General features: G+C 53.6%; 18 protein-coding genes. 5 read left to right on the forward strand and 13 right to left on the reverse strand.

All coding sequences use genetic code 11. The features are described 5' to 3' along the window. Window positions 1–109: 109 nt before the first annotated feature. The 7 genes from AC6I8K_RS20305 to AC6I8K_RS20335 form a co-directional block, all read right to left on the reverse strand. On the reverse strand, window positions 110–946 hold the full coding sequence (locus AC6I8K_RS20305; protein ID WP_483818475.1) for a metal ABC transporter permease: 837 nt from the start codon (window positions 944–946) through the stop codon (window positions 110–112). Then, window positions 939–1,802 (reverse strand): iron/manganese ABC transporter permease subunit SitC, encoded by an 864-nt coding sequence (sitC, locus tag AC6I8K_RS20310; protein WP_483818474.1) that lies wholly within the window; start codon window positions 1,800–1,802, stop codon window positions 939–941. The genes AC6I8K_RS20305 and sitC overlap by 8 nt, the downstream gene beginning before the upstream one ends. Beyond that, window positions 1,786–2,592 (reverse strand): manganese/iron ABC transporter ATP-binding protein, encoded by an 807-nt coding sequence (locus tag AC6I8K_RS20315; RefSeq protein WP_497827433.1) that lies wholly within the window; start codon window positions 2,590–2,592, stop codon window positions 1,786–1,788. The genes sitC and AC6I8K_RS20315 overlap by 17 nt, the downstream gene beginning before the upstream one ends. Then, window positions 2,589–3,467, reverse strand: a complete 879-nt coding sequence (locus AC6I8K_RS20320; protein ID WP_497827664.1) for a metal ABC transporter substrate-binding protein — start codon at window positions 3,465–3,467, stop codon at window positions 2,589–2,591. The genes AC6I8K_RS20315 and AC6I8K_RS20320 overlap by 4 nt, the downstream gene beginning before the upstream one ends. 226 nt (window positions 3,468–3,693) lie before the next feature. Continuing rightward, window positions 3,694–4,050, reverse strand: a complete 357-nt coding sequence (locus AC6I8K_RS20325; protein WP_497827434.1) for a cupin domain-containing protein — start codon at window positions 4,048–4,050, stop codon at window positions 3,694–3,696. Between the two features lie 62 nt (window positions 4,051–4,112). Next, a complete protein-coding gene (locus tag AC6I8K_RS20330; protein ID WP_483818471.1) occupies window positions 4,113–4,880 on the reverse strand; it encodes an amino acid ABC transporter ATP-binding protein in 768 nt (255 codons plus the stop codon). A 1-nt stretch (window position 4,881) separates the two neighbouring features. Further along, window positions 4,882–5,532 carry an amino acid ABC transporter permease gene (locus AC6I8K_RS20335; protein ID WP_064740093.1) on the reverse strand — a complete coding sequence of 217 codons (651 nt, stop codon included), beginning with the start codon at window positions 5,530–5,532 and terminating at the stop codon, window positions 4,882–4,884. A gap of 264 nt (window positions 5,533–5,796) precedes the next feature. Between AC6I8K_RS20335 and AC6I8K_RS20340 the strand changes: the two genes are divergently transcribed. The 3 genes from AC6I8K_RS20340 to AC6I8K_RS20350 all read left to right on the forward strand — a co-directional run bounded on the left by AC6I8K_RS20340 (window position 5,797) and on the right by AC6I8K_RS20350 (window position 8,644). After that, a complete protein-coding gene (locus AC6I8K_RS20340) occupies window positions 5,797–6,546 on the forward strand; it encodes an ABC transporter substrate-binding protein (RefSeq protein ID WP_064740092.1) in 750 nt (249 codons plus the stop codon). A gap of 128 nt (window positions 6,547–6,674) precedes the next feature. Beyond that, complete coding sequence (locus tag AC6I8K_RS20345; protein ID WP_483818470.1) at window positions 6,675–7,280, forward strand: cupin domain-containing protein; 606 nt, start codon at window positions 6,675–6,677, stop codon at window positions 7,278–7,280. A gap of 35 nt (window positions 7,281–7,315) precedes the next feature. Continuing rightward, window positions 7,316–8,644 carry an NAD(P)/FAD-dependent oxidoreductase gene (locus tag AC6I8K_RS20350; protein ID WP_064740090.1) on the forward strand — a complete coding sequence of 443 codons (1,329 nt, stop codon included), beginning with the start codon at window positions 7,316–7,318 and terminating at the stop codon, window positions 8,642–8,644. 358 nt (window positions 8,645–9,002) lie between these two features. On the opposite strand, the gene AC6I8K_RS20355 is transcribed toward AC6I8K_RS20350, so the two are convergent. Then, window positions 9,003–10,289 (reverse strand): methyl-accepting chemotaxis protein, encoded by a 1,287-nt coding sequence (locus AC6I8K_RS20355; protein WP_497827435.1) that lies wholly within the window; start codon window positions 10,287–10,289, stop codon window positions 9,003–9,005. Window positions 10,290–10,733: 444 nt separating this feature from the next. Here AC6I8K_RS20355 and AC6I8K_RS20360 point away from each other — a divergent pair, with 444 nt between their 5' ends. Then, a complete protein-coding gene (locus AC6I8K_RS20360; RefSeq protein WP_497827436.1) occupies window positions 10,734–12,713 on the forward strand; it encodes an autotransporter outer membrane beta-barrel domain-containing protein in 1,980 nt (659 codons plus the stop codon). 256 nt (window positions 12,714–12,969) lie between these two features. Continuing rightward, the gene (locus AC6I8K_RS20365) at window positions 12,970–14,829 is read left to right on the forward strand and encodes a putative phage tail protein (protein ID WP_497827437.1); all 1,860 of its coding nucleotides are present in this window, start codon (window positions 12,970–12,972) and stop codon (window positions 14,827–14,829) included. A gap of 35 nt (window positions 14,830–14,864) precedes the next feature. Here AC6I8K_RS20365 and AC6I8K_RS20370 read toward each other — a convergent pair whose 3' ends face one another. From AC6I8K_RS20370 to AC6I8K_RS20390, 5 genes are all read right to left on the reverse strand, one after another. Beyond that, window positions 14,865–16,136, reverse strand: a complete 1,272-nt coding sequence (locus tag AC6I8K_RS20370) for an OprD family outer membrane porin (RefSeq protein ID WP_497827438.1) — start codon at window positions 16,134–16,136, stop codon at window positions 14,865–14,867. A 28-nt stretch (window positions 16,137–16,164) separates the two neighbouring features. Then, window positions 16,165–17,553 (reverse strand): FAD-binding oxidoreductase, encoded by a 1,389-nt coding sequence (locus AC6I8K_RS20375; RefSeq protein WP_497827439.1) that lies wholly within the window; start codon window positions 17,551–17,553, stop codon window positions 16,165–16,167. A gap of 89 nt (window positions 17,554–17,642) precedes the next feature. Next, complete coding sequence (locus tag AC6I8K_RS20380; RefSeq protein WP_483818463.1) at window positions 17,643–18,443, reverse strand: ABC transporter permease; 801 nt, start codon at window positions 18,441–18,443, stop codon at window positions 17,643–17,645. After that, window positions 18,440–19,273 (reverse strand): ABC transporter ATP-binding protein, encoded by an 834-nt coding sequence (locus AC6I8K_RS20385; RefSeq protein ID WP_064740083.1) that lies wholly within the window; start codon window positions 19,271–19,273, stop codon window positions 18,440–18,442. Before AC6I8K_RS20385 ends, AC6I8K_RS20380 begins: the two co-directional genes overlap by 4 nt. Beyond that, entirely contained in the window at window positions 19,270–20,241 is a 972-nt protein-coding gene (locus AC6I8K_RS20390) for an ABC transporter substrate-binding protein (RefSeq protein ID WP_497827440.1), read from the reverse strand. Before AC6I8K_RS20390 ends, AC6I8K_RS20385 begins: the two co-directional genes overlap by 4 nt. Window positions 20,242–20,243: the final 2 nt, after the last annotated feature.

The raw sequence follows: 20,243 nt of genomic DNA on the forward strand, positions 1-20,243 counted from the left end.
TATGGCGCATTGTCTGGGTGGGCACAGAACCCGCACAGACATGCGCGATAAACCGCGCCGCGACAGAGTGTGCAAATCGGTATTGCGCTATTGATGGCGATTGGGATCATCAACCATGCACGTGCTGCGTACGGCGATCTCGCACCGAGACGTACAAAAATGCCAGAACAAACAGTGCGGCGTAAATCACCACAATGGTAGGTCCCGGCGCGCTATCAAGGAAGAACGAGGCATACACGCCGCTGAATCCCGTCACCACCGCAATGCCTATCGCCAGCAACATCACCTGCAGGAAACGACGCGCCAGCAGTAAAGCGATAGCGCCAGGCGCGATCAACATGGAAATCGACAGAATCACGCCCACCGATTTTAGCGCGGCGACAATGGTTAACGAGATCAAACACAGCAAGCCGTAATGCATCAATTTGCCGTTGATGCCGCACGCGCGCGCCTGGTGAGGATCAAACGCATGCAGCAGCAAATCACGCCACTTGATGCCAATCAGCACGCTAACAATTAAAGCGATGGCTGCGGTCTGAATAATATCCGCAAGGCTGATGCCTAACATATCGCCGAATAAGATGTGGTCGAGATGCACTTCAGGCTGCAGTTTCAGGTAGAGCACCAAACCTGCGCCGAACATGCCGGAGAAGACGATGCCCATCACGGTGTCGGGTTTGATGCGGCTGTTCTCACTGATATAGCCGGTAGCGACGGCGCACACCATGCCGGCGATAAACGCGCCAATGGCGTACGGCAAGCCAATTAGCCAGGCGATTACTACGCCAGGAAATACTGCGTGGCTCATCGCATCACCGAGCAATGACCAACCTTTCAGTACCAGAAACGCCGACAGCATCGCGCAAGGCAGCGACAGCACGAGGGTGGTGATCAGCGCCATGTTCATGAATTCGAACTGGAAGGGACTCAATAATAATTCAGCCATTTACGCCGTCCTCCAGGGTCTGACGTGCGCGACGGCGAGCGGCGAGCACGCCATGTTTAGGTGCAAATACAAAAGCCACTAAAAATACCAGCGTTTGCGCCACCACAATCACGCCGCCGGTCGCACCATCAAGAAAGTAGCTGCTCCAGGCGCCGAGGAAACTGGTAACGCTGCCGATGGTCACGGCAATCAGCAGCAAGCGCGGAAAACGATCCGTCAGCAAATAGGCGGTCGCGCCAGGCGTCACTACCAGGCAAATCACCATAAACGCCCCAACGGTTTGCAGCGCGGCAACGGTAGAAGCGGAGAGCAGGGTGAAGAACAGGATTTTCAGCCGCAGCGTATTTAATCCCAGCGAACGCGCGTGGCTCTCATCGAAGAACGTCACCATCAAATCTTTCCACTTCAGCAGCAGAATGGTCAGAGTGATAAAGCCAATCGCGCCGAGCTGCCAGATATCGGCGGGTGCAACCGATAAAATATTGCCCAGCACGATAGTCTGAATATTCACCGAGGTGGGATTGAGCGAAACCAGAAACAGGCCGATACCAAAAAACGACGAGAAGATCAGACCGATAATGGCATCTTCCTTTAAGCGCGTTCGTTGATTGAGAAACAGCATGCTGCCCGCCGCCAGGCCGCCGGAGAGGAAAGCGCCGAGCGAAAAGGGCAGGCCAAGCATGTACGCGCCCGCTACGCCGGGCACAATTGAGTGCGACAGCGCATCACCGATCAGTGACCAACCTTTTAGCATGAGGAAGCAGGAGAGAAAGGCGCAGATCGCGCCGACCAGCGCCGCGATCCACATCGCATTCAGCATGTATTGATAGCCAAAGGGTTCAATAATCCACGACATGGTTCGCTCCCCGGTGAGGATTTTTGTCTTTCATCAACTGCATCAACACCGCGTTACGCTCATGCAGCGCGCCATCAAACGTCTGCGCCAGATTATCGGCGGTGAACGTGTCATGCAGCAGGCCGCTGGCCAGCACGGTATTTTTCACCAGCACGCAGCGATCGCAGAAATCGGGGATGGCATTAAGATCGTGGGTGGAAACCAGCATGGTGCGGCCTTCGTCGCGCAGTTCTTTCAGCAGGGCGATAATCGCAGCCTCAGTTTTGACGTCCACGCCGGTAAACGGCTCATCCAGCAGGATAATCTGACCACTTTGCGCCAGCGCGCGCGCCAGAAAGACGCGCTTTTTCTGCCCGCCCGACAGTTCGCCAATCTGGCGATGGCGATAGGCGCTCATGCCGACGCGTTCCAGCGCCTGATCAACACTGTGTTTATCGGCGGCACGCGGAATACGCAGCATGCCCATGTAACCATAACGGCCCATCATCACCACATCTTCCACCAGTACCGGAAAGCTCCAGTCCACTTCCTCCGATTGCGGGACATAGGAAACGATATTGTGTTTCAACGCCTTATTTGCCGGCAAACCCGCCAGCGTTACCGCGCCTGAGGCGAGCGGGACAAATCCCATGATCGCTTTGAACAGCGTGGATTTGCCGGAGCCGTTGACGCCAATCAGCGCGGTGATGCTGCCTGCGGGCACGCTAAAAGAGGCTTTGCGCAGCGCAGTGTGGCCGTTGCGGTAGGTCACACCCACATTTTCGACGAGTAATCCTGCGGCTGCGTTCATTTCTGGCCTCCTTCTGTGATGCCTTTCACCACGGTTTCGGTGGTGACGCGCAGCAGATCCAGATAGGTCGGCACCGGACCATTGCCGTTGCTCAGCGAATCAACGTATAACACGCCGCCGTAATGAATACCGGCTTCACGCGCCACTTGCTGAGCGGGTTTAGCAGAAATGGTGCTCTCACTGAAAATCGCGGGAATGTGATGGGCGCGCACCGCATCAATCACTTTACGCACCTGCTGCGGCGTGCCTTGCTGATCGGCGTTAATTGGCCATAAATAGAGTTCTTTCAAAGCAAAATCGCGCGCCAGATAGGAGAAGGCACCTTCACTGGTGACCAACCAGCGTTTATCGGCGGGAAGCTTATCGATAGCAGCACGCATCGGCGCGATGGTTTGCTGAATCTGCGCTTTATAACGCTCGGCGTTGGCCTGATAAATCGCGGCATTGGCGGGATCATACTTCTGCAGCGCATTACGGATGTTATCGACATAAATCAGCGCGTTATCCGGCGACATCCACGCATGCGGATTCGGTTTGCCGTTATAGGGACCTTCGGTAATGCCCATCGGGTCAATGCCTTCTGTCACGGTAATCTGCGGCACATCGTGCAAACGCTGGTAGAAACGGCTGAACCACAGCTCCAGATTAAAGCCGTTTACCAAAATCAGATTGGCGCCCTGCGCCCGACGGATATCGCCAGGTGTGGGTTGGTATTCGTGAATCTCGGCGCCCGTTTTGGTAATTGACGTCACATCTGCCGCATCGCCCGCGACGTTTTTTGCCATATCAGCAATCACCGTAAAAGTGGTCACCACTTTCAGTTTTTCTGCCGCTGACGCCGAAAAGGGCAGCAGCGAGGTCAGTGACATCAACATGACAACTGCAGGCAAAAGGCGTTGAGTGAACATGATCATCTCCAGAGGAATATAGCCAGTGCTATAATATATAGCTGATGCTATTTATATGAGTCATTTTTGTTCACAACGCCAGTGCAAAGACAAAAATTTACGAAACAGGTGGGTCAAAGTAAGGCGGGATTTTGTGGGGTGCGCATTGATGCGCACCGGGCAACATTCGCTATTTTTAAAGGCAGCGCACCCTTCAGCTGGCGTCAAAAATCACATACAGCTTGCGCATGGTGTTTTCAATCACCCAGGTGCCTTCAGTATTGGCTTCAAAGAAGAACGAATCGCCGGGTTTGAAGTTCAGGGTTTCCTCGCCATCTGGCGTAAAAGAGCCGTTGCCATTGAGGAAATGCATGATCTCAGCTTGTTTCACCGAGCGGCGATAGGAACCGACGCCGCATTCGAAGATGCCGGTGTCGATGTCTTCCTTACCGGGAATCACTTTTTGTATGCCGGATAATGCAATGCTGCCGGTGCCGGGTAAGCCTTCTACGCTGCCCCAGTTTTCCATGACGTCGATAGCGGCGGGTTGCGTGATTTTTTGGACTTTCATAATTACCCCTAATAAGGAATGATCTTGAGCTAGCGCACGCTACGATGCGTGCAAAGAATATTTTAAATCGCCACTTTACAGCAGGCGCAGGGGGTGGAAACCACATTGCCAAGTACGCGGCGCAGGAAATCCTGGGTGCGCGGTTCTTGCGGTTTGAGCAGAATTTGATCGGCAGGGCCTTGCTCAACAATCTGTCCGCTGTGCAGGAAACAGACGCGATCGGCGACTTCGCGCGCGAACTGCATTTCGTGTGTGACCACTATCATCGTCATGCCTTCACGCGCCAGATTACGCATTACCTGCAGCACTTCACCCACCAATTCCGGATCGAGCGCCGACGTGGGTTCATCAAATAATATTGCTTTCGGTTGCAGTGCCAGCGTGCGCGCTATTGCCACACGCTGCTGCTGACCACCGGAAAGCTGCGTCGGCCATGCGTTAATCTTCTCCGCAAGGCCGACCATCGCCAGCAGATCTTTAGCTCGCTTTTCTGCCACATGTCGCGGTTCGCCGTTGACGTGAATCGGGCCTTCCATCACGTTTTCTAACACGCTGCGATGCGGGAAGAGGTTGAAGCGCTGAAACACCATGCCGATCTGGCGGCGCAAATCGTTGATGCTGTTGTGTTTATTATTGACGCGCTGGCCCAGCACCTCGATGTCGCCGCCTTCATAGGTTTCGAGACCGTTAATACAGCGCAAAATGGTCGATTTTCCCGAACCGGAGGGACCAATTAAACAGACCACTTCACCTTCACTCACGCTGAAGCTCACGCCTTTCAGCACTTCGACATGACCAAATCTTTTGTGTACATCACGAATTTCAATCATCTCAGGCTCCTTTGATCTGGCGTTTTTCCAGCTGCTTGGTCAGTGCCAGCAAAGGCAGGCACAGCACGAGATAGAGCAGTGCAACCAGCGTATACACCGTGGTGTTATCGAAGGTAGACGCAGCAATCAGCTGCCCCTGACGTGTCATTTCTGTCACGGCAATGGTGGAGGCCAGCGCAGAATCTTTCAGCATCATCACCAGCGTATTGCTATACGGCGGCAAGGCGACATGAAACGCCTGCGGCAGCACCACGCGGCGCATTGCTTTTGGGAAACTCATGCCCATTGAACGGGCGGCTTCCAGTTGGCCGCGATCCACCGATTCAATGCCGGCGCGGAATATCTCAGCGATATAAGTCGAAAAACAGAAGGCGATACCAATCACGCTGGCCTGAAATGACGACAGCGTGATGCCGATATCGGGGAAGACAAAATAGATATAAAACAACACCACAATCATCGGCAGGCCGCGTGTAATATTAATGACGGTTGCGATGGGCCATGACACTATTTTCCACGGGCACATCTTCGCCGCGGCAAAAATCAGTCCCAGCGGTGTGCTAATTATCAGGGACAAAATGGTGATGTAAATCGTCATTTCGGCCCCTTTCAACAGGAAGGGCAGATAAACGTGAATACTACTCCAATCCATGATAATCCCCTGTAGATAAATTTCATTATAATGAATATCTCTGTTGATGAATCACTGTCAATCTTTACCCGTCGAACAGAGATAGCTTTTACTTATTCTCGCCATATGAACACGCTATAGGTTAAATAATGCTTGTTATCAAAGGGTTTAATCCTGAAGTGTGAATTCACGCATTCTGATTAAATAAAACATTGACACGCACCTGACTAATTTCATTATAGTGAAAATGACGTTCGCCCTTTCCCTTTAATTCAGGAGTGAGTTATGTCTGTTAATCGTTCACGGTTATTATTCGCGTGTCTGGCGGCGGCTTTTAGCCTCAATGCGCAGGCCGCGGCGCTGACCGCCGGTTCACCGCCTTCCAGCGCGCCTACGACGTTTCTCGATACTAAAAGCGGTAAAATTGAAGGTTTTATGCCGGATGTGGCAGCCGAAGTGGCGAAACGCCAGCACCTCGAGATTAATTACACTGCCATCCCATTCTCCACGCTGATTCAATCGGTGATTGCCGGCAAAATTGACATGATTGTTGCGGGCATGACACCCACCGAAGAACGCGCCAGGCGCATTACTTTCTCACAGCCGGTTACCGCTTTTGGCGCGGGATTGGTGGTGCGCGACGATAACAAAAAGACCTATAACTCATGGCAAGATGTGAAAGGTGACATTGTCGGAACGATGGCGGGGACGGATTACACGCAAAGCTTAATGGCCAGCGGTATCGCCAAAGAGGTGAAGGTTTATGACAGTCCAGCGGATATGACGCGAGATTTATCTCTCGGACGTATTGCGGCCGGTATGAATGATTATCCGATTCTTAAAGCGCAGGAGAAAGCGGGTGGCCTAAAAGGTATGCATGTTATCGACGGTTATAAACCGGAACATGTTTCGCCAATGGCGTTTGGCGTGAAAAAAGGCAACGATCAATTAATGGCGCAAATTAACAGCGCGCTAACCGCGATGAAAGAGGACGGCACGTTGCAAACCATTAAAACTAAATGGGGTATGCCCTAACGCCGCTGCGGCATATTTTGCTGTCTCGAACCCTTTATTTCAGCGATAAACACAGTATCAGGGACATAAACGCGGCGACTACGCTGTGTGAAATTCGATAAAGTTATCCGCTGGAAGGGTAAAAACCGATGAAGAAAGTGAGTATCAGTGACGAAGCAACGGGCGCGCAGGAAGCGGATATTGGATCGCGCCTGAAACGGATTCGCAAGGCGCGCAATATGACCATCACTGATTTGGCGCAGCTGGCAAATGTGTCCGCTGGCGCCATCAGCCAGATCGAGCGCAACCTGACCAATCCAACCGTGCGCGTATTAGAGCAGCTGCGGCTGGTGCTGAAAGTGCCGCTTTCAGCCTTCCTGGAAGAGAAGGAATCAACGCTGCGCGGCGCGGAACACTTCGTGCGTCGCGCGATTGAGCGGCCGCATTTTAATGTCGGCAAGCGCGGAATCTCGAAGGCGATGTTGTCGCCGTCAGGCGATCACGATTTGCAATTTATGTTCATCAATGTGCCGCCGGGCGTGCGTTCCGATGAGATGTTAATGGGCAAGGGCGAAAAGGCCGGATTGGTGATGGAAGGCGAGTTGACGCTGGAGATCGATGGCGACAGTGCCATCGTCACCGCGGGCGACAGCTTCCAGTTCCAGAGCCATTTACCGCACAACATTTTTAACCATAGCGCGAGTGAAGCCAGAGTGTTGTGGATCATGCACATTCCCTCTGAACATCATTTGTGATTTCGTCACCGAAGTGGCGTGCAGGACTTGAGACGATGCGCATAAAAATCAATGCAGTAATAGACAGTGAACGCTTTCCCGAAGCCGTTGATGTGATTGTCATTGGCGGCGGCATTATTGGCACGTCGGTGAGTTACGAGCTGGCAAAACAGGGCGTTTCGGTGGCGTTGTTTGAGAAGGGCGTGATCGGCGGCGAACAATCAGGTCGCAACTGGGGTTGGGTTCGTCAGCAAAATCGCGACCTGTACGAACTGCCGATGGCGATGCGTAGCTTACAGCGCTGGGAGGAGTTGAGTAGCGAAATCGGTCTCGATCTGGGCTTCTCGCGCCAGGGCATTACCTACGGCACGCAGAGCGAAAGCGACCTGGCGCGCTGGGAAGCGTGGGGCAAACAGGCGCAGCAAATTGGTTTCGTCAGCCATTTACTTTCGGCTAAAGAAGCACGCGAACGCATCGGCAACAGCTCGCCGTGGGTGGGCGGCGTGTGGTCGCCCAGCGATGGTCGTGCTGAACCTTCACTTGCTGCACCGGCGATTGCCACCGGCGCGAAAAATCTTGGCGCGTCAATCCATCAAAATTGCGCGGTGCGCGGCCTGGATGTGTCCGGCGGACGCGTTACCGGCGTCTGGACCGAGCGTGGGCTGGTGAAAGCCAATCGTGTGATCTGCTGTGGCGGCGCGTGGAGCTCACGCTTCTGCAAGCAATACGGCATCGAACTTCCGAGCGCCAATATTCTGGGTACCGCGTTCAAAACCACGGTGGCACCGGAAGTGATCAAGGGGTGTTTGAGCACCGGTGGATTGTGTATTCGCCGTCGTCAGGATGGCAGCTACACCGTGGCACTTTCTGGGCGCGGGCAGATCGATCTCGCGCCGCAAAACATCCGCTACGCCACCAAGTTCTATCCGATGTACCGCAGCAAGATCGCCAAAAAGCTCAAAATGCGCATCAACGGTTCCTTCTTCAACGGCCCAGAAGCAGCGGGTTCGTGGTCCAATCAAGGCGTGTCGCCGTTTGAGAAGATCCGCACCCTCGATCCGGCACCGGATAACGGTATCGTGCAGGAAGCCATGCAGGCGCTGGTCAAGCTCTATCCGGAGTTGAACGGTATAAAAGTGGATCATGCGTGGGGCGGCTGGATTGATACCACACCGGATTTGGTGCCGGTGATTGACGAGATGAATAGCCTGCCGGGCTTGTTTATTGCCTCCGGCTTTAGCGGCCACGGTTTTGGCATTGGACCCGGCGCAGGCTTGTTGTGCGCGCAGAGGGTGAATAACAAACCGCTGTTCACCGATATGACGCCGTACAGTCTGGCGCGTTTTGCTAAAGGTCAGGCGATTCGTGAGCCGCAGATGATGTAACGGAAACAGCACGAACGTAGGGTCGTCATTCATGACGACCGTTTCGATGTCTGTATGATGGCGCTGTTCTGGTCGCCATAAATGGCGACCCTACGAAATCTACACATCTAACCGATGAATCACGTTCACAAACTCATGTACGCCGCTGTTGATTTCCGCGCAGAGGGTGAATAACAAACCGCTGTTCACCGATATGACGCCGTACAGTCTGGCGCGTTTTGCTAAAGGTCAGGCGATTCGTGAGCCGCAGATGATGTAACGGAAACAGCTCGAACGTAGGGTCGTCATTCATGACGACCGTTTCGATGTCTGCATGATGGCGCTGTTCTGGTCGCCATAAATGGCGACCCTACGAAATCTACACATCTAACCGATGAATCACGTTCACAAACTCATGTACGCCGCTGTTGATTTCCCGCAGGCTGCGTGACAAGACGCTGATTTTATCCTGCTCGGTCACCACAAACTGCTTCACTTCATTGAGTTGCTGCTGCATTTGCGCAATCAGGCTCGCATTATGTTCCACTACTTGGGTGATCTGCTTAGTGGCGCTGGAGGTGGAAGCCGCCAAACGTCGTACTTCGCCTGCCACCACGCTAAACCCGCGTCCTGCTTCACCGGCACGCGCAGATTCAATTGCCGCATTCAGCGCCAGAATGTTGGTTTGTGAGGCAATCAGGTTAATGGTCTCAACCACTTCGCTAATGCTCCTTGCCGAAGCGTTAAGCTCCGCACCAATCGCCGTTGCCGCATTGACCTGCACCGCCACAAGGCCCGAGTTGCGAATGGTTTCGTCCAGCACCTCATTAGCGTTGTCGGTAATTTGCGAAGTCTCTTCAGATGTGGTCAGCGCGATGTCGGCTACGCGCTTAGCGGCCTCAACGCGCGCGGTGATATCCGAGGCGATTTTGATCACTTTGTAAACTTTGCCATCAGCGTTGTAAACCGGGTTGTAGCTGGCCTCCAGCCAGATACGTTCACCGCTGGCGGTTTTACGTTCGAAGCGACCGACAAAGTGCTGACCTTTGGCGATTTTGCGCCAGAAGTCAGGGTTTTCGCGGTAGAAGTTTTCGAAGCAGAAAATACGGTGATGCTGCCCCACGACGGAGGCCAGCTCATAGCCCATGTGCGTCAGGAAATTTTTATTGGCGCTGAGAATTTGGCCGTCCGGCGTAAATTCAATCACGGCCATGGAAAGATCCAGCGCGGTGATCACCGCTTCTTTATGCTCCAGCTCCTGATGACGTTCGGTGATATCCGAAGCCACCTTGATCACTTTGTAAACCTGGCCTTTGTCATCGCTCACCGGGAAATAGGTGGCGCTGAGATAGAAACGTTGGCCTTGCTTATTGAAGCGCTCAAAGATGCCGGTAACCGATTCGCCAGACGCCAGCGTTTGCCAAAAGGCGAGATAGCGGGAAGATTGGCTATGTTGTGGGTTGCAGAAGATGCGGTGATGCTTGCCCTGAATCTCATTGAGCTGGTAGCCGGTAGTGGCAAGGAAGAGGTGATTGGCAGTGAGGATTTCGCCGCTGGGCGAAAACTCAATCCATGCCACATGCTGTTTGATCGCATTGATATCTTTAACCACATCGCCACTTTTATAGAACGGCAAGGAAAGACTCGACTTTTTCACACCAAACATGGGAAGCCTCAGGCGATTGTTGTGCTATTGAACGTAATGCGCACAGCATTATTTTGGTCACACAAAAGCGCGGACCTTTGCTGTTCGCAAGATTCCCCTTCACCGGACACTTGATTGTGTCTCTCTGCGCTTTTGCGCTGCATGGGGGTAATTAATTAAATGACCTGATGTCTGAAACGAACCGGCTAGACAGGGATAAGTCGAGCCATCTTTAGTTATCGGCGGGTTAATTTAAAGGTTTAATTTAAATGCATGTCTTTCATCATGTAAATTTCCTACAGAAATTTTGTTACATAAACTGGCAATAAGCTTCCTTCCTGACTAAACAGTTAAACGTCCTTGATAATTTTCTTACGCATTCCTGAGGCGATGTTGCGGGTTCGCGCGGGCGAGCCTTACCTTTTTGGCCTAACGCTTTAGCTTTGGCCCATCACGGAGTTGATAATGAACAACCACAAATCTGCCCTTTCTGCTGTCGCCCTCGCCACGCTCAGTGCCTTGCTAATGCCCGCTCCCGCGTTGGCCTGGGATAGCCTGACGGTATTTGGCGATAGTCTGAGTGACGGGGGTAACGTAGGCCGTTTCACGTTTGATGGTGCTCAGCATCCGCTATACGATGAGATCCTTGCCGCGCACCTGGGGCAGGATTTGCAGCGTTCCACGCTTGGTGGCAGCAATTATGCGGAAGGCGGCGCAGGTGCAGTGCCGACAATCAATCCCGATTTAAATACTCAGGACCAATTAGCTGAATATCTGCAATCGACCGGCGGGCGTGCTGACAGCAACGGTTTGTACATTCATTGGATCGGCGCTAACGATATCGCAGTGGCGGTCACCAATCCGCTGACCGCCAGTGAAACCATCAGTAACAGCGCCAACGCTGCGGTGGCACAGATAAAAACCTTGTTAGATGCCGGCGCGGGAGCGGTAATCGTCCCAACCGTACCGCAGCTTGGTTCAACGCCTTATATGATCCAGACGGTGCTGCGCGTGCTGGGAACCGAAGCTACGCCGGCGATGGTGGCGGCGTTTCAGTCACTGGATAGTGTGACAACGCCGGATAAAGCGGCGCGGCAGCAAGCAGTGCAGGATGCGTTCACGCAAGCCGCAGGGGAAATTTCCTCGGTTCCGGCGGTGCGTGATGCGCTGGCGCAACAGCTTTACAGCGCATGGCAGGCGCTTAGCGAGCAAGTTACTGCGCTGTCCGACGGTTACAACCAGCAGGAAGAAGCGGGACTGGCCACCCTAAACGGCAATATTGTACGCGCGGATATCGCCGGGCTGTTTGATGAAGTGATCGCCAATCCCGGCCAATATGGTTTAACCAACACCATCGGTATTGCTTGTCCCATCGGCACCGCGGCGGATGAGTGCCAGTCCAGCACGCCGGGCTTCTCCACCGCGCAGGATTATCTGTTTGCCGATCGTCTGCATCCCAGCCCCGCCGTACAGGCAATGATCGCCGACTACATTCAGTCGATTCTTGATGCGCCAGCACAGGTCGCTGCGCTCTCGCAATCACCGCTGATGATGGCCAGTGATATGCAAAATACCCTGGATGGGCATTTGCAGCAGCAGCGTCAGCAGCCTGCCAGCAGCGGGAAATTTACCGTGTTTGGGGGATATGCCGGTCAGCATGTTGATTATCAGGGCGATAGCTGGAGCAATGGCGATGCCAACAGCGCCAACCTAACGCTGGGTATCGGTTATCAAATCACTGATAACTGGCAAACCGGTGTGCTGTTTTCTAACAGCAACCAACGGCAGAAACCGTCTTCGGACTACGACTACAAGCTACGCGGTAACCTGGTGGCGTTGTATAGCCAGCTCACGGTGTTGGATCAGGGCTGGATCAACGCCGATCTGCATTATGCCGATGTCGATTTCGACAGCATTGAGCGTGATATCCATATCGGCCCCGCTCAGCGTACCGAGCAGGGCAGCACCAGCGGTAAACTGCTCGGCATGCGCGTGCAAACCGGCTGGACGCTACCGCTTAGCGAAAATCTGAGCACCGGTCCAGTGGCCAGTTATGCGCTTGATTACGGACGCGTCGGCGGTTACAGCGAAAACAGCAACAGCAGCACCGCGATGCGCTACTCCGATCAAACCACCCATTCGCAGATTGGATCGCTCGGTTGGCGCATCGACAGCAAACAGTGGATCGTTAATCCGTGGGCGCAGGTGAGCTACAACCACCAGTTCGGCGATACCGATTCCACCGTGCGCGCCGGATTAAAATCGACCCGCACTTCCTTTGAGCGCAGCGTCGAAGCGCGCGATAAAAACTGGCTCGACGTCTCGGTGGGTGCCAACGTGCCGTTGGGCGAAACGGTGAATGCCTTTGCCGGGGTTTCAACCGTTGGGGGGAACAGCGATTATCATCAGGTGAGCTGGAATGTGGGGTTAAACGCCACGTTCTAACCATTAAGGCCGGTAACCGTTAGTTACTGGCCTTTTTCCTTTTTCGGCCCGCTTGAATGAATAAATCACCTGAGATAATTCCGTAAATTTTTGCTCAGCCGCTGCGCTTTTTATCACTAATCATGACGTTGCGGTGAGGCTGTTGTCTGGCGTGTTCATAACGCTTTTGTTACGCCCGGCACTTAACAACACATTAATTTTCAGTTACTTATAATTCATGGGGCAGTTACTTTCTCTTATCATTTAGGGGTACCCCATGGCGAATGCGTCAGGCAGTTCGAATACCACATCACAGAATGCCGTCACGGCGGCAGCGGCTGTAATACAGGTTCACGATGTTGCCGAGCTAAAAGCGACAGAGCCCACGGCGGTTGGCGAACTTGCCACCGTGCTGGAATATAAGCGCGGAACAAAGAGTGGCGGTGGCGTCTTCGTATACGATGCAACCGACTCAACCAGCGTCGATGACGGTGGTTTAATTATTGTTACGGCGGGTAAGAAGCGCTGGAAGCGCGTGATACTGGATTATAACTCGGTCACGGTATTGGATTTTGGCGCAGTACCAGACGGTAAAACAGACTGCATTGAAGCGGTAAAGCGCATGTTTGCCTGGTCCCAACGTGTACTGCCGTCCGCGGGAATCCGCTTTACCGCTGGCGTATTCAGCATGTCCACGTTTGACATCTCGGATAAAGAAATTAACCGCTTTAAGGTCGCAGGGGCATCGGTTAACTTTGGCTATTTCCCGACCACGACGTTGCTCTTCAACTGGGAGACAAAACCACGCGGCTTGCACTTCTTCAAAGTGAATGCGCGTTATGCGGAACTCTCTGGCTTTGTGGTGAAGGGGATGAGCTCCAACAGCGGCGAGGATGGCGGTACCGCATTTAATCAGGTGGGCTTCTTCGCCAATATCATTTCCGGCGGCCAGTTCTTACGCGTCAGCAGTATGGAGTTCCGTTACCTTGGTGGACGCGCACTCGATCTGGTCGATACGCTGGATTGCAAAATTGACCAGTTCTATTCCCGTGGCTGTCAGGACAGCATTGTTTACGCGCGCTGGTCCGATCAAGCGCGAGGCGCATGGGATCACTCCACGGCCATTGAGCTATCGAATTTCAACTTACAAGGCAGCACGAAAAAGCCGGTACTTGATTTGCCACGCTGCACACAATCTTTTATCCGCAACGGTTGGATCGAGCATTCTGAATTTGCCGGCGATCTTACTAATGGCCAGTGGGTCATTGAAGGTTTAGCCATCGAATCCACCACCCATCCTCTTAAGCTGGGCTATTGTCGCGCGACCATTATTCAGAAAAGCATTCACAACGAAAGCGCTGGATTTGATTACAGCACCGAAGGGATTGAGCCGTGGACATTACTGGCGGAAGGCGATCGCGGCGTGCTGGAATTATCAGATTGGGGGGCGATCATTCAGGGCTCGCTGAATTATGACGTCATCACCTCACAGCACCATATGGATAACCGCACGGCGGCGAATAAGTGGTTTTATGTCGGTGAATTTAACTTTTCTGATGCGACGTCGCAAATTCATGTCCGCGTGCTCGGTACTGCACAATATCTTTCCCAGTCCGAAACGCAAACTGACTTCAGTAATCGCACGCCTGAAGGCGTGGCGAATATCTATTTACAGGCGCGCGATGGCGCAGATTCTATCGGTAGCTGGCACAGTGAAGGTTCCAGTCCCGTGGTTAAAGTGCATATTTCAGGCAACGGTGCCAGAACCAAGCTGTATGTGAAAATCGCCGCGTATACCGGTTTCTCCATTGCACTGGTGGAAACCAATGGCAAAGACCGTTATCGCGCGGGGCTGTGTTTTATCTTCCGTAAAAGCTTTACCGCCTGCACTGCTGAAGAGAGTGCCACGCTGGATGCCGCGAAAATTGTCGCCTTTGAACAGCACTGGATTGGCAACAAAGATGTTGGTTTCGGTTACAACAACAATAAAGAGTTGTTATTGCGTGGAACCGTCATTAAGGGAGAAACCGAAGAATATGAACCAGGTAAGTTTCGTACCCGCCGTTATTTAAAAGTGCGGGTCAATAGCGAGGAGTGGAGCATTCCACTTAACGATCCGGTTAAGCCTTATCTCTAATTAAAAGCCAGCAACTGAGGTTGCTGGCTCTTCAATTAAAAATCGTACTGCAGACTTAATCGGTTTTGCCAGAAGCTCGAATCATACAACGGTGAGGTTTGTACTCCGGCGAAATCGGTCAAACTTAACCCTTTCAATACGCCGCTGAATGCCCAGGTGAAATAGACCAAATATTCCGACTGATTGATGCTGTTTGAAGCCGCGGAGGGTTTGAGATCCATAAAGGAATACTGCGTTCCGAGCGACAAATTCTCATTGAGCACGTAATTCAGATTAGTGGAATACGCGTTACCGCTGCCCAAATCCTGGGTGCTGGTGAAGAAGGGTTGCGCGAAATAGGGACCCGACGAGCTGTTATGCGCATAGGGCACCACCAGCGCCCCGTTACCCCAGCTGTTGGCGCTGGCAGCGATGTGATCATAACCAAGCTTCCAACTCAGCGCTGGCGTGAAGGTTAGCGCCAACTGCGCACCGTAAGACGTGCTGTTCACTTTACCCGCCAGCGCTTTGCCGTCGCTGGTGCCGCGAATAAATTGCAATCCCACATTCGGCTGGAACTGTGTGTCCTGCCACTGCAGATGACTTTCGCCATACACCACGCGCGAATAATCGGCATACTCCTGATACCACAACTGACCAGTAAGGTTTTTGCCGTCCCACTGCGTGCCGCGCCCGCCACCAATCGCCCACATGCCATTGGTGCGTTCATCAATATCGCTATAGGCGGTGGTATTCAGGAACTGATCGTCGCCCCAGGGTTTATAGCGCCACACTTTCGTGGCGTGCAGATAATTGGTGCTGTCACCGTAATTCATATCTACGCCACGGAACAAAATGGGCGTAATACGCCAGTCGTAATCGCCAACGAAGGGAATATTAATGCGTTGATCGCCAGCGGTAATTTTAAAATCATCCTGCTGCCAGCTTAAATACGCTTCACCGACGTTGGTTTGATTGTCACCGATGTCGCTGATGGTATGCGCTTCATCAGGATGATCGATGCCGCGCAGAAATATGCCACTGACGCCAGCGCGAAAACCCCATAGCGGTGCGGTTTCGTATTTCAGGCTGCCGCCATAGCTGGTGGTATCCTGATTAAACCCTTTGGCAAAATAAGCGTTATGTGTGGAGTAATAAAGCGTGCGTAAACTGCCGCTTACTGTGCCGCAGGTGAAAATATCACTGAAGCTATTTACGCCGCTGGCATCGTACTGACAATCACTGATGTTGCTCTGTGTGGCCGCCATTACAGCCGGCGCCAGAGGGAAAAACAGCGCAGCCAGTCCGACACATTTACGTGTTTTCATTTGCACATCCCTAATTAGAAATAAAAGATTAATTCACGCCCGGAATATACACATCCGGTAAAGAGTCACGCACTTCCCAGCCGCGTAATTTGCCGGGATTTAATAAATTATACGGATCGCAGGCGCGTTTCATTGCCACCACATCTGCACGCACCATGCCTTGCTTGCCATCTTCAATATGAATAACGTGCGGATTATTAATTTTTACCCCGTTAGCGCGGTAAATATCCATAATGGCGTTTAAACGATCTTCGTCGCTATAACGCACCAGCGGCAAGCCGCTACAGGTAATTGTGCCGTTCATATCGCGTAAAAACTCAATGTGCGACATCACTTCATCGGATAATTGAGCTGCCAGCGTTATGGCCTGTTGCTGATAGTTATCTGCTGCATATGCCGTTTGCAGGTAAGTCAGCGTTTTATCGATTTTAAGCGCCTGCAGCGTGGTGTGGTTCCAGCAATATTCGATCAGTGAATGGCCGCTATTTTCACCTTCGGCAAAATGCAGCGCGTTGCGACCTGCATGTTGTGCCAACAGCGCAGGTAACAGCCCATCGCTTTCGCTGCCGACCAGCGAAATCACGCCGTGTTTGCCCGCGACATCGGCATCCGCCAGATCGGTGAAATAATCGAGCACTGGCGCAGCAAACACGGCGATTTGACGTTTTACCATGCCTGGCGAACGCGCCAGCGCATCGGCGAATGCCATTGCCGCCGGAAAGTCAGCGAACAGGTCGAGACGCTCGATCCAATCGTGACATGGCGCCAGCGCCAGTTCGATCTCCAGGACGATGCCGTTGCTGCCGTAAGCGTGATGCAGCAGCAGCGCGTCGGGTGCTTGCAGGGTGATAATGCGCGGCGTCTCTTCCATGGTCATCAAACGCACTGACAACACGTTGCCCGGCGCGGCCAGCGGACCGTAGTTAATGGAACCCACGCCGCCAAAACCGCCGCCAAACAGTCCGCCGAGCGTCGCCAGTTTCCAGGTGGACGGCATGCAGCGCAGCTCCCAGCCAAGTGGACGCGTATGCGCTTCCAACTCGCCGAGGCGAATGCCTGCCTGCGCACGCACTGTGCCGTGTCCGACGGCGGTAACCGCATTGAGACGCGTCATATCAACCATCAAACCACCGTTCAGCGGAATCAGCTGACCATAATTGCCGGTGCCGCCTCCGCGCAGGTTGAGCGGTACGCGCTGTGTTGTGCAAGCCGCGACGATCCGTGCCAGCTCCTGTTCGTCACGCGGTCGCACCGCCAGTTCGGCAAATTTCTCTTCCAGCTGCGGTTTTAGCACCGGGCTGAACCAGTGGAAATCGCGCGACAGGCGTTTGACCTTCGGCGCTTCTTTAATCCAGTCGAGTTCAGGCAACGCCGCGACCAGCGCCGCCAGTGCAGACTGGCGATCGGAATCAGACATGTTTATTTCCTGTGTAAAAAGGTTTTCCGTAGGGTCGCCATTTATGGCGACCTGGTAAGAAGGTCGCCATAAATGGCGACGTTACGATGTTAACTGGGGCTCATTTCACTCTCATGCCATGCCGCCAGTACATGGCGCGTAATCCATGACATCAATGCAAACAGCAGGAAACCAGCCAGTGAAATCAGCAGCAGCGCGGCAAACATCAGTGGAATGTTGAGTTGATAACCGGCCTGCAAAATTTGGTAGGCCAGCCCGGTATCGGTGCCGCCGGTGCCGGCGACAAACTCTGCCACCACTGCGCCAATCAGCGATAAGCCGCTGGAAATGCGCAGCGCGCCGAAGAAGTACGGCAGCGCCGAAGGAATACGCAGGCGCAAGAGAATCTGCAGGCGTGAAGCATGATTGAGGCGAAAATAGCTCAACAATCCCGGTGATACGCTACGCAGACCTTGCGTGGTATTGGAAATGATTGGAAACACGGCCATTAAGGTTGCGCACACCACCAACGATAGCGTGGTGTCTTTCACCCAGATGATGATTAACGGCGCGATAGCGACAATCGGCGTGACCTGCAAAAACACGATGTAAGGGAACAGGGCGGTTTCAATAAAGCGGTTTTGCACCAGCAGAAACGCCACGATCGAGCCGATCACAATCGCCACTGCGAAGGAAATCACGGTGATCTTCAAGGTATAGAGCAGTGACATAAACAGCGTCGGGAAATTCTGCACCAGACTTTGTGCTACCACTAACGGAGATGGCACCAGAAACACCGGCACCTTGAAGGTGGTGACCAGAAACTGCCACAGCAGCAGCATGGCGACCGCGACGATGGCCGGGAATAGCCATTGCTGAAATTGACGATGGGCGGCTAACGGTTTCATCATTGACTCTCCTTGCTCGCCGCCAACAGGCCGCGTTGCAGCTGTTGCGCATAGTGGGTGAAGTGCTGGCTGACGCGGAACTCATCGTCCCGCGGCACGCTGGTTTCAATGCGGATGTCATCCACCACGCGACCAGGACGCGCCGCCATCATGATCACGCGCTGCGACAGGAACACCGCTTCCTGAATTGAGTGGGTGACAAACACCACCGTCAGCTTCTGCTCCTGCCACAAATCCAGCAGATCGCTGTCCAGCTTGTTGCGGGTGATTTCGTCCAGCGCGCCAAACGGCTCATCCATCAGCAGCACTTTGGGGCGCGTGACCAGACCGCGCGCTATGGAGACGCGCATCTGCATACCGCCAGAAAGCTCGCGTGGTAGCACGTGACCAAACTGGCCGAGGCCGACCAGGTCGAGGATCTCGCGCACGCGGGTATCAGCTTCGGCACGCGGCACGCCTGCTAAATCGAGCGGTAGACGTACATTTTTGTGCACGTTGCTCCACGGCATGAGCGTCGCTTCCTGAAACACGAACGAAAGCGGCAGATCGCGCTGATTTTCACGACGATCGCGGCGGAACAGCATGAGTTTGCCGTCGGTGGGCTCAATCAGCCCGGCGATCATTTTCAACAGGGTACTTTTGCCGCAGCCGGACGGGCCGAGCAGCGAGACAAATTCCCCCTGACGAATCGTCAGATCGACCGGCAGCAGCGCGCGCGTGCCGTTAGGATAGATTTTCTCGGCTGACAGCACCTCAATCGCCGGTGGCGCCGCTGAACGCGGCACCGTTTGCGCATCGGGATTGAGCAGCGTCAGATGGCTGGCGGTATTCATGGTAATACCTTGACGTCTTGGATGAATTTCAGCGTATAGCTGCCGTCAAACGGCACTTTGGCCGGATCGATCAGCTTGGTATCGACCAGCAGTTGCCAGGTTTGCTTAAGGCGTGCTTCGGTCATGATGCCAATGCCACCGGTTTGCGCATCACCGCCGGTCAGCATCTGGTATTTCTTCATCTGTGCAATACCGAAGGCGATCTGTTCATCGCTCATCTGCGGGTTCTCTTTCTTAATCAGCACGTTGCCGGCGCTGGGATCCTGAAGATAGTTCTTCCAGCCTTGCATTGAGGCTTTCACAAACGCGGCCACCACGTCCGGATGCTGCTCGATGGTCGATTTCATGCAGACGATGCTGTTGCCGTACGGCGGATAGCCCCAATCGCTGATCGGATACACATTGGCCTGCGCATTGGCTTTCTGCACCGCAAACGGTTCGGAGGTGATATAGCCTTGCTGCACCAGCGTTTTGTCGGCGAGGAACGGCTGAATGCTGAAGGTATACGGCCGCACCCGCGCATTTTTCAGGTTTAACGCGCTCTGCGCCCATGGCCAATATGAGGTGTAGGCTTCGGCGGCCAGCAGGAAGGTTTTGCCTTGCAGATCAGCCTGATTTTTTACATCCGGATGGGTGAGAAAGGCAATCGCCGAGTGCTGGAAAGTGGTAGCGACCGGCATCGCCTGCACGCCTTGCTGCCAGATTTCCAGCGCCTGCATGTTATCGCTGATGATGCAGTCGGCCTGACCCGCGGCCATCAACTGCATGGTATGCACCTGCGGGCCGCCCATTTTAATGGTGACGTCGAGGCCGGCATCACGATACAGATTTTGCGCCTGCGCCTGGTAGAATCCGCCGTGTTCCGCCTGCGCATACCAGTTGGTCATAAAGGTGAATTTCTCAGCCGCCATGCTCGGGGCTGACAGGGCCAGCGCAAGCGCGGCAGCAATGCTCAATGTTTTTTTCATCA

The organism is Pantoea sp. X-Soil-ISGK-421 (assembly GCF_059730785.1).